We start from the raw sequence: 12605 nt of genomic DNA, 5'->3' as shown, positions 1-12605 counted from the left end.
TATAGAAAAAGAAACAGATGAATGCCACCTGTTTCTTTTGGGATTTATCCCCCTAAAGTGTCCCTCAAAGTTCAGACCCCTAAATTGACCCCTAAAGTTTAGCCCCCCAAATATTTTGGATACCCCAATAATTTATTTTTCATTTTCTTTCTCCTCCTCAACATGACCCTAATTTTTACACTTTAATTATATATAAAACTATATTAAATAACTAGACTATTAATTTGTAAAAATATATGATATTATTAATTAGTGATTTTTGAAATATTAAAATTTCATGCTTTATGGTATTCAAATGGATATATGAGATTAACTATACATTTACTGTAATTATTTGGTCTGTTTTACGTATAGGGAAATATAAATAATTAATTTAAACCTATATCAATAAGGCACTGCCAAGAGTTAAGGAAGTTGACATATGAGAAAAGAGGAAATCAGGGGTAATTAAAAATTTGTTCTATTCACAGTTAAAGCTAAAATATGTGATTTCTCATAGGAATGTAGGTTATTCAAGAGTTGGAACAAGACTATGTACTTTTTTCATTACAGATAGTTTCATTAAACTGAGTTTCATACAATTGAATTCGACTGTGAATAGTAACAAAAATTTCACTAGATGCCAATGTCATTAAGTTAAAGAAATATAGATGAGAGATATTTATACAAAAAAGTATAGGTGTCTTTTTTTCTGCAATTCGGACAAAAGATAAATTAGACCATAGGATAGGGTTAAATTAATGTATGCAAAAAAAATCAGTCAATATAATGAGATCTATCATAATCTCTGAGATGAAAGACTGATTTTTTTATTTTGGCGCAGAAAAGGCCCCGATTTTTTTGAAAAGCGTTTTTTCAGCTAACTGCCTATTTTCTTATCAATCAACTTGCATGTCTCCTCATCGCAATACCTGTACAATTTCATGATCTCCTTCATCTCCAGAACTACATAATAATGAGGTACTACCAAAACACAGCCCAATTCAGACATTCTGAATAACTTCCTGTCATATTCTATATATTTCATCAGGCAATGCTTTCTGTACTTTTCTCCTTTTGGTGTTTCTTTATACAGTTCGCATAATGCGTATGCAATGATACAGCATATCATTTCCAGAAGAATCCCTTCGTACCTTGTAGTTGTGAAGGTATTCAGTTTTCAGAATTCCTTCAGCTGACGATAATCCTCTTCACATCGCCATCTTGTTTCATAATTTTCGATGATTTCTCTTGCTGTGAGCCTTGTATCAGTGCACAGTATTACTGCATATGCATATTTCTTGTCTTCAGATACCATCAGATTCTTCTTTTGCCGGATCTCCCTGGTAAAATGGCGCAAGATCCTTTACCAGCTGTATCTTCTGTTTTTTTCTTTTTGGGTTTGGATGGATGCCCCAGTCATTTTCTTTTATAGCAATGGCTACAGCCTCTTTGTATATCTCCATATTCTTTTTTGTAGGAACTGTGACGGATACTCCTTTTTCATTGAAATCCCTCATAAGCAGATGATCAAGGAATCCTCTGTCAACATTCAGGTTGTCACCTTTTTTGAGCCACGGACTGCTGGTCAGGGAATCTCTGGAGAGATTCAGATCATGGGTTTTCAGCTGTCCGAATACAATCTGACATGGATCCGCCACCATGTGGCAGCTGACCACGTAAAACCCCTAATTTATATCTTCTGATCTTTTCACCTTTTTTTCAGTAATCACTGAGGAATGTTCAAACTTATCATTTTTTAAGTTGACTGGGATTTCAGAACAGTCATAACTGAAGTTATGCATATTTCTAAATATAGTGTTTCCAAAAAGTTTTAAGAGGAAATCATTCGTATATTCCACAAATAAGCTGCCCTTATACTTTTTCGAAAACATTCTGACATTCTTTTCGTTGAAAAGACCTTCTTTTCCGGTATGAATTACAAAATTCAGATGCTCCAGCAGATATGGGTTTGTAGTGGCAAGAGGAAAAGAAGCCATGGACTGGAAATTCTTCAGTCTGGCAATAGGCCTAATGTAAGAAAAACACTAGGAGGAATAGCATCTCTGTGTGAATTCTGGTTAGGAAAGGTTTCATCAAAAGTAGAAATGAGTTTATGATGTTTTTCAGCATTGATGACAATTTCATCAGCTACCTGAGGAACATAGGTGAGTAGGTCTTTTATCTTTCCTTCTTTTAAGAACTCAATAGCTTTTTCTTTATCTTTTTTCGCTAGCATATCCATCACCATCCCTTCATCTATACTATAACTCTTTCTTATCTTTTACAAAATACCTTTTCGTCCGAATTGCAGGTTCCTATATAATTTCGATTGTAATTAACCAAAAATTGTAATATAATATATTTAACTATTTATAGGAGGAAGAAAAAATGAAAAAAATTGGTAAAATGGTTTTAATGATGATGCTTGCAATACCTCTGTTAGGAACTAATGTTACAGCAGCGACTACTGAAAATCCAGATGGGAGAGCGGTAATGAATCCTTGTGATGATATACTTCAACCAGGCGAATATGCACAGTTTTCACCGCGAAATAGTGGTATGACTTCATACAGAGTGGATAAAGTAGATGCAGCAAAGGATTTAATTTATAATAATAATTTGAAAGCTTGGTTACCCGCTTGGTCCTTGATTGAGGTGTATCAAAGTTCTGTTGGCGGTACTGGCAGTTTAGATCAAATACTTCGTGTTGGAGAATATTTTCATCCAGATGGTAAATTTGCGCAAATACATAATTTAGGCTTTTATGTATATGCAAATAATGCAACAGCTAATACTGTAAAATTAAAATTCAAAGATAAGTGGGGAAAAGATGTGTATGTTTGGGTGAATGCAGGGCCTCTATACGAACATAATCCGAATAATAAATATGGTAGTTGTAGTTAATAGTTAAAAATTTGAAAACGGAACATAAATAAGGGAATGCTGCATTGCAATGGTGATGCAGCATTTTTAGATAATAATAAAAAGATACTAGGAGTATAAGAAAGGAAAATGGAAAAAACAGCTATGCTTCATAAACAAAAAGGGCTTATATTAGCATTGTTTGCTGCAGGTATCCTATTCATCAGCAATTACGATTTCATGTATGCAGAAAATTTTGAAGGTAAAGAAGATGAAATGAATGCAAAATGTGAAGTGATCAAAAATTCTGAAACACAAGGATTATGCAGACAGTATAAACAATATTTACAGAACAAATCGAATAACCTAGATGATGAAATCAAAGAAATAAAAAATCAAATTAGCAAAGTGAAAGGGAATATTGATAAAATTGCTCCTCTCATTAAAGAGAATAATGAAAAAATAGAGCAGTATGATAAACAGATACATAAAGTTCAGTTGAATATTGAAACTATGCAAAACTCCATTGAGGATATGAATGCTAAAATCAGTGAGAAGGAAAACGATATCAAAGAACGTGATAAACAGATGCGCGAACGTCTGATTGAAATGCAGGCTTACACCGGAAGCAATTACTATATCGATTTCCTTATGGGATCATCAAGTTTTGTTGATCTTTTGCGTCGCACGGAAATCGTTGGTGAATTAAACACGTATGAAAACGAACAAATCAGTATACTGAACAAGGAAAAGCAAAAACTCAACGAGGATCGCGCCATTGTGAAAGAGCAAAAAGAGCTTCTAATTGAGCAGCAAAACAATATAAAGGATGATAAGTTGCGGGTTGAAACACTGAACAATGTGAAGCAGGAACTACTGAACGGCTATCATAAGCAGGAGTCAAAGCTGAGTGCGCAGAAGCGTCAGATCCAAATGGCCCAGACATCACTTCCTAAAATTGACCTGGCAATAGCAGAAGAATTTGATAAGCCGAAAAAGCCGGATACTGCTAAACCTGACAACAATACCAATAATGATATTGAAAAACCAGATACGCAGACACCTCAGGAACCAGTGGTTCCAAATCACCCGAATGATACTTCAAATAACGATTCTTTTCTGGTACCTCTATCCTATGGATGGCATTATGAATCTGGAACATGGCATTATCCTGGCGGAGGCGGTCATATGGGGATGGACTTCTCTACAGGAGGTACAATAAATATCCCTGTACAGGCTCCTGCAGCTGGAGTCATCCTTCATACATATTCAGGATGTGGAAATGGTTACAGTAACTGCGGTATTCCGATTGGCGGTGGAAATAATGTATTGCTTCTTACAAAAAAGGGAAATACTATCTATGCAATGCCATTTTATCATATGACTTCTATTGCAGTTACCCCAGGACAGAAGGTATCACAGGGGCAGGTGCTTGGGTATTCAGGAGACTCCGGATGGAGTTTGGGGAATCATTGCCATGTGGAAATCATTCGTGTTGGTAATATGAGTATGTCTGAGGCATTGAATATTTATAACAGTAATAACGACCTTACATTTGGAACAGGGTGGAATGCAGAGGCACCGAACGCCTGTGGCAGCGCACCATGCAGAGAGCGTCCGGAAAACTACTGGCTCTGATATCTTTCTGTATAAGTTAACGAGGTATAGACAAAAACGAGGTAGATATGACAAATAGAAAAATCAAAGCAGTATTGTACACAGCATTGTCAGGCTGTCTGCTTGCATCGTTAAATCAAAGCTCTTTATATGCTGTAGATTTTGAAGGTAAAGAAGAGAACTGGCTGAATAAATGTAGTGTGGCACAAGAGAGTGAAGCAGAAGCACAAAAATGTAATAGGTTTAAGCAGTATTACGCAGGTATCAGTTCTGATTTGGAAGATGAAGCGTCTTCATTAAATACCAAAATTTCATCAATTAAAAATAATATTGAGGAAATCAGTACAATGATGAAACAACTGCAGTCCTTGATTGATAAACTAGATAAGAGCATCGAACGCAATGAGGTTAATATCCGTACCATTGAAATTCAGATAGAAAAGCTGAATGTTGAAATAAAAAAGAAACAAAGGGATATCGATCAGCGTAATAAAATTATTACAGATCGAATGCTTAATGAGCAGGCAGTGATCGGTACTAATATGAATGTGGAAGTAATCATGGGTTCCAATAATCTTGTCGATATGATTCGTAAAGTAGATGGACTTCGAAGGATTACAGACAGTGATCAGACAGAAATCAAGAAGCTGCAGAAAGATAAAGATGAGCTAAATCATCAAAAAAGTGAGGAGAACCGTCTGAAAGCTGACGTTGAAGCGAAAAAAGCAGAGAATGAGAAACATAAAAAAGAGACTGAAAAGGCAAAAAAACAGGAAGAAGAGCTATTAAAAAAGTATCTTAAACAAGAAGCTGAGTTGAATGAAAAGATGCGTTCTGTACAGGTGGATATCGCCAGTATAGAAAATAATATGATCGATATTAATACTTCTGTAGCAGGGAAATTGAATTTCAGCAGCAATGGCACACTAATTATGCCAGTTCAGGGGGGCAGCGTATCTGCAGGAACCTGGGCATATCCGGATGGTGGTGTTCACTTAGGCCTGGATATTGCGACACCGGTTGGTACATCTCTTGTTGCTCCCGCTGACGGTATCATCTTATATGCAAATAATCCGGTACCATCTAACGGTGGATTCCTCAATAACTGGGTTGGTTATCCTGCAGGTGGAGGCAATACAATTCATATGCTGATACAGGCAGGTGGTACAACATATGCTATCAGCTTCTTTCATTTATCGCGTGAAGGTTTTGCTGTATCAGCTGGTACTCAGGTTAAAAAAGGACAATTACTGGCATTAACAGGGCATAGCGGCAATTCTACAGGTGCGCATTGTCATATTGAAGTGATTAATTTAGGAACGATGAGCGTATCCTCAGCAATCACACAGTTCCGTTCTACAGCTGATTTTGCATGGGGCTGTGGATGGGGAGTTGCTGCACTCAATAGATCCTGTGATGCAAGTGGTACACCGTGTCGGGAAAGACCGGAAACAATATTCTGACATTTCTAATTAGAAAAAGCTATGAGTAGTGGTTTTCCCTTATTTGCGGCAGTCCTTATCCTGAAGGTAACAATGCTTCACATCTCTTCTATTGCAGACCTCTAAACAAAAAAGAGAGTGATTGCTTAGCCGAGGTTCTTACTTGATTGTGGGTAAATTTAAAACAGGGAGAATTTAACACTATATTTATCAATAGAAGTTGAATTCTCTCTGTTTGTAAACACCCTAAAGTAAGAAAGAACCGACCGCCTTAACTGTCTTTACAATTTCGGACTTTCTGTCTCAATATCTATCGTATAATCAGGAGACAAATAGAAGTCGATCGAGTTTTTGAAGTTGAATTCATCTGTTTTTTTTTGAATACCGGATAGCGTGTGCTTTGAGTAGTTCATTTTAAAATAGACGCGAGTCCTTCAATGCTAATCATCATAAAAGAATTGTATGATTTGGCGGCTTGTATGTTTTTGAATCACTTGGTTATGCACGCAGCTGGGCCTTTCTTGCCGGGGCACTCTGCATTTTGTTTGCGCTGTTTTATTATGTATATGTTCCATGGCGTATCTGGCCGGGGCAGACACTTGGAAAACGTGTTGCCGGTTACCGCATGGAAAAAACGGATGGTACAGCAGTGGATTTGATTACCCTGTTAAAACGGCAGGTTATCGGCGGCTTCCTGCTGGAGGGTGCAGCATTTGTCACATCAAACTATATCCGGCAGCTGGTGACCCTGTCACTGAGCTATTATGTAGATTATTACTGGCAGTTAGCAGGGATGATTCTTACAGCGTTATCCCTTATTCTTGTAATGAAAACAGACTCGCATCGCGCACTGCATGATTATCTTGCGAAAACCAGAGTGACTTGTGTTGAAAAACAGAAGAATGAGCATTCTTCTATTTGATAAATAAGGAACATGTGACAACGTGTAACATAAGCCAGGGCGGACAGTATTAGAAACAGAAACTAAGCTGTATGAAAAAGGAAAGCATGATTCTGTAATTCATCAGAAGTGCTTTCCTTTCTTGTGCTGTAAAGTGAGGCTACAGGCTATCTGCTTATCCACATGTCACATTGTAGAAGATGCCGCCAAGCTCCGGCAGCTGCTTCAATTCGTCTTTTACCTTTCTCAGAATAATTTTCTCATCCTCATCAGATGCACAGTCGAAAACCATCTGCAGTCCCTTCTTACCCTGATAGATAAGCGGTAAATCCATGGACAGGACTGCCAGTTTAATTTCTTCACACTTCGTAACTGATCCAATCAGCAGTTTCATCGAATCCCTTCTTTCTTTTCTTTAGTATAGCACTCAGAACCGGTATGTAACGGGACGTTATTTTCATATTGGGATGCAAATAAAAGCTCAAAGTAGATACAGAATAAAACAGGTAAATAGTGTAACTGTATCGCATTGAAAATATCAGCTGTTACATAACAAAAGTATTTCTTGTGTGAGGAATTCTTATAATTGAAATCAATGAAAAAACTTTACATTATACGATTATCTAATTTTTATATAGGTTATTTTTAAGGAAATGATGTAAAATTTAGGAATTCGATCATAAAAATCCGTATGTAATAGTGGAGGTGTCAGTATGGGCATGAGGTTCTGTGTGCTGAAGAAAGGGGGCGTACATACGGATCAGATTATAGCGTACCTGATGTTTCTGACGCTGATCTATCTCATCGAGCGGCGGAGCCACAGGTAACAACGCTATGTAACTGATCTCATTTTTGCGGCAGTCCTTATCCTGCATGTAGAAATCACACACCCCCTTTTGTCTCAGACCTCCAAAAAAAAGAGAGTGTACGGCTCCAACTGTCCACTCTCTTTTCCAGTCTTTACAGACCTTTTGTCTCAGTACTTAAAGTATAAACATTATATGGTATGAAGTCAATACATTTTACAATGAATTGATGTGCTCACTTCCTTCTTATCCCGCTAATTAAAACGTGATTCTATCAGAAATATCGCCATGAATACATTCCTATATATAAGGATAACCACAGCGTGTTATCGATCTGCCATCTGTTTGCTCAAATAAAACAACAGCAGCTCTCTGCCATCTGGAAAAAGTCAAATTATCACTTTACTTCATCCCTTCCCCGTGCTATAATCAATAGACGGGTAGAAATCTCTACTCCCCGCTCTATACATAACGGATATAGGGCCTTAAGACCACGAGGAGGTGTACAGAATGAAAAAATACGAAATCATGTACATCGTGAACGCATCCCTGGATGATGCAGCACGCACTAAACTGATGGACAGTTTCCACAAGATTATTACTGACCACGAGGGTACTATCGATAAGGTAGACGAATGGGGCGTGAAAGAGTTCGCGTATGAAATCAATCACATGAAAAAAGGTTACTATGTTGTCGTAAATGCAACTGCCAACAACGAAGGAATTCACGAATTCGAGCGTCTGGCACGTATCAACCACAGCATCGTACGTTATATGATTATCAAAACTCAGGACGAAGAGTAAGACTTAGGAGGATGGACATATGATCAATAGAGTCGTATTAGTCGGTCGTTTAACGAAAGATCCTGTCTTGCGTAAGACTGCAAACGGTGCATCTGTTGTTTCTTTTACTGTAGCATGTACCCGCCGTTTCAAGCAGGAGGGACAGCCGGACGCTGATTTCATCAACACGGTTGCCTGGAATAAAACAGCGGATATCGTATCACAGTATACACATAAAGGATCACTGGTCGGTGTGGAAGGAAGAATCCAGACACGCAGCTATGATGATCAGAGTGGGAAACGCGTTTATGTAACAGAAGTTGTCGCAGACAGCGTACAGTTTCTGGAAAGCAAAAGCGCTGCCGCAAGCAATGCGAACAGCAATGCCTATGTACCTGATTATGATCAGGGAAGCAATCAGGGCTACCAGAGTGACAACAGCAGCTCCCAGTCCTACTCCAATGACTTTACAAGCAGCGATACACTGGATATCGCAAGTGATGATTTACCATTTTAATGGTAGAAAGGAGATTTTCTATGGCATTCAAAAAACAGCGTATGGGACGTAAAAAAGTATGTTACTTTACGAAAAATAAAATTGAAAGCATCGACTACAAGGATATTGAATTATTGAAAAGATTCATTTCCGCAAACGGAAAAATCATTCCAAGACGTGTAACAGGTACACGTGCAAAATATCAGCGTATGCTGGCTACTGCAATCAAGCGTGCACGCCAGATGGCTTTACTGCCTTACGTAAGCGAATAATATCGCATATTCACTCCATCTGTCGCAGGATGGAGTTTTTTCATAGCTGTATCCCTGCACAGGGCGGCACGGAGCATTGCTGAGGCACTATGAAGAAAGAAAGGAAGCAGATGATATGAACAAGCAGACACGCAAGATAACAGAAGGGGCAATGATGTGCGCCATTGTCGGACTGGTCCTGTTTATCAACCGGCAGCTTGGCAATATGCTGGAATATTTCATGTACTGGGTACTGACCTTCCCCATTCTTGTCTATACGGCAAAATACGGAGTGCACAATGCACTGGTTCCCTCTGTCAGTATGCTGCTGCTTTCCTTCATGATCAGCTCACCGACAACGATCTTTTATCTCTTCAGCTGCATCGTTGTGGGACTTGTATATGGTGGCGGGGTGAGAAAAGGCTGGAAGAACGGTACGCTGCTTGTTTTCAGCGGTATCTTCACATTCTTTTCCTATCTGGTCACAACCGTTTTGCTTGCGGCTGTATTCGGGTATGATCCGGCAGAGGATATCGAGCTGGTGAAAACCATACTGGAGCTTATGAACATCCATACCGGAATCGATCTCATGAAAACCGTAACGATCATTGTTGTTCTGGTAGCTGTTCTCATGAGCGTGCTGCAGACGATGTGCATCCATATGATTGGAAACATCCTGCTTTCCCGTCTGCATATCAGGGTGCATCCGATGAACAATATTCTCAGTATTCGTGCTTCGAAATGGAACGGATGGCTGATTCTTGTCATTTGGGTTCTATTTTACAGTGGAAATGTGCTAAAATTAAACCAGGAAGCTTCGACGATACTGCTGGGGGCCTACCTTGTCTGCAAGGTCCATGCAATCGCCTGCGGAGCGATGTGTATCATGGGACTGCTGGTGCTGTTACGAAAGCGCGCATTTGTGTTGCTGTTGATGATTGCAGTCTTTGTGCCCTATGTACAGGATGTCATTGCCGTAATCGGCATTGCGGATATCCTGTTTCTGCTGAGAGATAAAATGAAACGAGGTGTCATAAATGGATCGTTTGGAAAATTTTAAGGTTCAAATCGCAATTATACTGATTGCGGAAGCTGCGGCATTGTTTGTGCTGTATATGGCCGGAATTCCGGGTCTTCAGATTCTGCCCATGACGATTCTGCTGATTCTGAATATCCTTGTCATCATTTGGATCGTATTGAAGTATGAGCGTGATAAGGAACAGCGGGATATCGATATCTCCCATATTCTGGGACATGACGCCAAGGATGCCCTGTCCTTTGGCGAGGTTGGTATCATTACGTATGATGAGCAGTACAATGCGACATGGATCAATGAGTTTCTGGAGGAGCGCTCTGTTAATGTTGTCGGAAAAAAGCTGACCAGCTGGATTCCGGAGATTACAGATCTTTTCAACGGCTCTGTGGACGAGCTGACGGCAAGTGATCCGAATGGGGAATATGTATATGAGATTGCCCGCAAGGAAAACGGACAGGTGCTGTTTGTACGTGATATCACCAAGCTGGAGACCATAACAGAGCGGTTTAAGAAGGACAGTATCGTTGCCGGATTGCTGCAGCTGGATAATTATATGGAAATTCAGCAGTATGAGGATGAAGGAACCATGGCAACCATCAATACACAGCTGCGTCAGCCACTGGTGGAATGGGCAGGCCGCTACGGGATGTTTATCCGGCGTCTGCGCTCCGATCGCTTTCTCGTCATTTTGAATGAGGCGATTTTCGAACAGGTCGTACAGGATAAATTTGACATTCTGAATACGATACGTAAAAACGCTGAGGATATCGATGTATCCATAACGCTGAGTATGTCGTTTGCCCGTGGCACGGATGATTTCCGTCTGCTGGATACGATGGTGAATGATCTTCTGGAGCTGGCACAGAGCCGGGGCGGTGATCAGGCAGCTGTCAAGAAGTATGGCGAAAGTGTGAAATATTTCGGTGGGAACAGTGAGGCACGTGAAAAACGAAGCAAGGTGCGTGTCCGTGTGATGTCGCAGGCGATCAAGGAAGCCATTATGGAAGCCGACCGGGTGTTTGTCATCGGTCATCAGAATATGGATTTTGACTGCATGGGAAGTGCGCTGTGTATGTCACGGCTGGCTGCTGCCTATGGCAAGGAGGTATATGTTGTATCGGATGGCGGTGGAATCGAACCGCAGCTGCAGGAGGCTTTGATGCTGTACCGGGAGAAGCTGGAGGGACGGCACCGCTTTATCAGTGACGGTGATGCCGCGAAAATGATAGAAAACGACGATTTACTGATTGCCGTCGATCATCACAATCCAAAACAGACGGGAGCTCCGCAGACACTGGAGGCAGCTAACCGTATCGTTGTGATCGATCATCACCGCAGAAGTGAGGACTTCATCGGTAATCCGCTGCTGGTGTATGTGGAATCGAGTGCCAGCTCCGTATGTGAGCTGGCAACCGAATTCCTGCCTTATCAGAACAATAAGGTAAACCTGAGTGAGGAAGAGGCAACACTGATGTATGTCGGTATTCTGGTGGATACCAACCGCTTTAAGACGAGAACCGGAAGCCGTACGTTTGAAGCTGCTGCCTATCTGAAAAATCTGGGAGTTGACCCGATTACGGCAGAGAATCTTCTGAAGGAGGATTTTGATGATTTCGAGGCAAAAACGGAAATCATGAAATATGCAGGACAATATGCGGATGGTATTCTGATCGCCGCAGTTGATAACAACCGTGTAATCAACCGTACACTGATGTCTCAGGTGGCAGACAGCCTGCTGAATATCAAGGATATGGAGGCAAGCTTTGTCATCGGTAATATTGAAAACGGCAAAGTGGCGGTATCTGCCCGCAGTAAAGGGAAGATCAACGTACAGATTATCATGGAGAATATGCATGGCGGCGGACATTTCACGATGGCTGCCCTGCAGAGAGAACAAACAACGGTGAAGGCCGTACAGGAAGAATTGAAACAGATGATAGATACCTATCTGGAAGAAAACAAGGAGGACGACGAAGATGAAAGTGATACTGCTAAGTGATGTAAAGAAGCTGGGAAAGAAAGGGGATATCGTAGAGGTCAGTGACGGCTACGGAAGAAACTTTCTACTGAATAAGAACCTGGCGGTAATGGCAACAAAGAAAAGCATGGAGATTCTGGATGAGCAGAATCTACAGCATGATCTGGAGGAAAAGCAGAAGGAAGCGGATGCAGAGGACCTGAAAAAGCAGCTTGCGAAGATCACGCTGGAATTCCATGTGAAAACAGGAGAAGGCGGACGTGTGTTCGGCAGTGTTTCCACAAAGCAGATTGTTGCACAGCTGCATGAAACATACGGAATTCATGTGGACAAGAGAAAGGTCATCGATAACGATGCCATCACCTCTCTGGGCTATACGGATGTTAAGGTGGATCTTTACAGAAATAAGGTAATCGGAACCATTCGTGTTCATGTGAACGGATAGGAGGCT

The 12605-nt window shown here is 40.5% G+C and carries 14 protein-coding genes; 10 read left to right on the top strand and 4 right to left on the bottom strand.

Annotated elements, in window-relative coordinates; translation table 11 throughout:
- Positions 1-1286: 1286 nt before the first annotated feature.
- A complete protein-coding gene (locus KSZ58_RS22890) occupies positions 1287-1643 on the bottom strand; it encodes a hypothetical protein (protein ID WP_009269847.1) in 357 nt (118 codons plus the stop codon).
- Positions 1644-1993: 350 nt separating this feature from the next.
- Positions 1994-2218, bottom strand: a complete 225-nt coding sequence (locus KSZ58_RS22885; RefSeq protein ID WP_224721056.1) for a hypothetical protein — start codon at positions 2216-2218, stop codon at positions 1994-1996.
- Between the two features lie 152 nt (positions 2219-2370).
- Here KSZ58_RS22885 and KSZ58_RS17460 point away from each other — a divergent pair, with 152 nt between their 5' ends.
- The 3 genes from KSZ58_RS17460 to KSZ58_RS17450 all read left to right on the top strand — a co-directional run bounded on the left by KSZ58_RS17460 (position 2371) and on the right by KSZ58_RS17450 (position 5924).
- Entirely contained in the window at positions 2371-2886 is a 516-nt protein-coding gene (locus KSZ58_RS17460; protein ID WP_009269844.1) for a hypothetical protein, read from the top strand.
- A 366-nt stretch (positions 2887-3252) separates the two neighbouring features.
- Entirely contained in the window at positions 3253-4482 is a 1230-nt protein-coding gene (locus KSZ58_RS17455; protein WP_308125183.1) for a peptidoglycan DD-metalloendopeptidase family protein, read from the top strand.
- A gap of 47 nt (positions 4483-4529) precedes the next feature.
- Positions 4530-5924 carry a murein hydrolase activator EnvC gene (locus KSZ58_RS17450; RefSeq protein ID WP_009269842.1) on the top strand — a complete coding sequence of 465 codons (1395 nt, stop codon included), beginning with the start codon at positions 4530-4532 and terminating at the stop codon, positions 5922-5924.
- Positions 5925-6184: 260 nt separating this feature from the next.
- Here KSZ58_RS17450 and KSZ58_RS23270 read toward each other — a convergent pair whose 3' ends face one another.
- Positions 6185-6316: a hypothetical protein gene (locus KSZ58_RS23270; RefSeq protein WP_272490531.1), complete on the bottom strand. Its 132-nt coding sequence runs from the start codon at positions 6314-6316 to the stop codon at positions 6185-6187.
- Between the two features lie 62 nt (positions 6317-6378).
- Here KSZ58_RS23270 and KSZ58_RS17445 point away from each other — a divergent pair, with 62 nt between their 5' ends.
- Positions 6379-6825, top strand: a complete 447-nt coding sequence (locus KSZ58_RS17445) for an RDD family protein (RefSeq protein WP_224727382.1) — start codon at positions 6379-6381, stop codon at positions 6823-6825.
- A 154-nt stretch (positions 6826-6979) separates the two neighbouring features.
- On the opposite strand, the gene KSZ58_RS17440 is transcribed toward KSZ58_RS17445, so the two are convergent.
- Positions 6980-7198 (bottom strand): hypothetical protein, encoded by a 219-nt coding sequence (locus KSZ58_RS17440; RefSeq protein WP_008818447.1) that lies wholly within the window; start codon positions 7196-7198, stop codon positions 6980-6982.
- A gap of 922 nt (positions 7199-8120) precedes the next feature.
- On the opposite strand from KSZ58_RS17440, the gene rpsF reads away from it, so the two are divergent.
- From rpsF to rplI, 6 genes are all read left to right on the top strand, one after another.
- Positions 8121-8414, top strand: a complete 294-nt coding sequence (rpsF, locus tag KSZ58_RS17435) for a 30S ribosomal protein S6 (RefSeq protein ID WP_002607226.1) — start codon at positions 8121-8123, stop codon at positions 8412-8414.
- 19 nt (positions 8415-8433) lie between these two features.
- Positions 8434-8910: a single-stranded DNA-binding protein gene (locus KSZ58_RS17430; protein ID WP_002607227.1), complete on the top strand. Its 477-nt coding sequence runs from the start codon at positions 8434-8436 to the stop codon at positions 8908-8910.
- A 20-nt stretch (positions 8911-8930) separates the two neighbouring features.
- Entirely contained in the window at positions 8931-9161 is a 231-nt protein-coding gene (gene rpsR / locus KSZ58_RS17425) for a 30S ribosomal protein S18 (RefSeq protein WP_002607228.1), read from the top strand.
- 115 nt (positions 9162-9276) lie between these two features.
- Positions 9277-10200, top strand: coding sequence for a DUF2232 domain-containing protein (locus KSZ58_RS17420; protein WP_008818449.1), 924 nt, complete (start codon positions 9277-9279; stop codon positions 10198-10200).
- Complete coding sequence (locus tag KSZ58_RS17415; protein ID WP_009269840.1) at positions 10178-12175, top strand: DHH family phosphoesterase; 1998 nt, start codon at positions 10178-10180, stop codon at positions 12173-12175. The genes KSZ58_RS17420 and KSZ58_RS17415 overlap by 23 nt, the downstream gene beginning before the upstream one ends.
- Positions 12153-12599 (top strand): 50S ribosomal protein L9, encoded by a 447-nt coding sequence (gene rplI / locus KSZ58_RS17410; RefSeq protein ID WP_002607231.1) that lies wholly within the window; start codon positions 12153-12155, stop codon positions 12597-12599. The genes KSZ58_RS17415 and rplI overlap by 23 nt, the downstream gene beginning before the upstream one ends.
- Positions 12600-12605 lie beyond the last annotated feature (6 nt).

It is taken from the genome of Erysipelatoclostridium sp. DFI.2.3, assembly GCF_019132535.1.
Classification (GTDB): domain Bacteria; phylum Bacillota_I; class Bacilli_A; order Erysipelotrichales; family Erysipelotrichaceae; genus Clostridium_AQ; species Clostridium_AQ innocuum.
Note: the sequence above shows the minus strand (reverse complement) of the source record. Positions and strands in the feature narration are given on the sequence as shown.

Coding starts and splice junctions, on each gene's coding strand:
- rpsF (WP_002607226.1), top strand. CDS start 8,121: ATGAAAAAATACGAAATCATGTACATCGTGAACGCATCCCTGGATGAT.
- KSZ58_RS22885 (WP_224721056.1), bottom strand. CDS start 2,218: ATGCTAGCGAAAAAAGATAAAGAAAAAGCTATTGAGTTCTTAAAAGAA.
- KSZ58_RS17420 (WP_008818449.1), top strand. CDS start 9,277: ATGAACAAGCAGACACGCAAGATAACAGAAGGGGCAATGATGTGCGCC.
- rplI (WP_002607231.1), top strand. CDS start 12,153: ATGAAAGTGATACTGCTAAGTGATGTAAAGAAGCTGGGAAAGAAAGGG.
- KSZ58_RS22890 (WP_009269847.1), bottom strand. CDS start 1,643: ATGGTGGCGGATCCATGTCAGATTGTATTCGGACAGCTGAAAACCCAT.
- KSZ58_RS23270 (WP_272490531.1), bottom strand. CDS start 6,316: ATGAACTACTCAAAGCACACGCTATCCGGTATTCAAAAAAAAACAGAT.
- KSZ58_RS17440 (WP_008818447.1), bottom strand. CDS start 7,198: ATGAAACTGCTGATTGGATCAGTTACGAAGTGTGAAGAAATTAAACTG.
- KSZ58_RS17415 (WP_009269840.1), top strand. CDS start 10,178: ATGGATCGTTTGGAAAATTTTAAGGTTCAAATCGCAATTATACTGATT.
- KSZ58_RS17460 (WP_009269844.1), top strand. CDS start 2,371: ATGAAAAAAATTGGTAAAATGGTTTTAATGATGATGCTTGCAATACCT.
- rpsR (WP_002607228.1), top strand. CDS start 8,931: ATGGCATTCAAAAAACAGCGTATGGGACGTAAAAAAGTATGTTACTTT.
- KSZ58_RS17430 (WP_002607227.1), top strand. CDS start 8,434: ATGATCAATAGAGTCGTATTAGTCGGTCGTTTAACGAAAGATCCTGTC.
- KSZ58_RS17450 (WP_009269842.1), top strand. CDS start 4,530: ATGACAAATAGAAAAATCAAAGCAGTATTGTACACAGCATTGTCAGGC.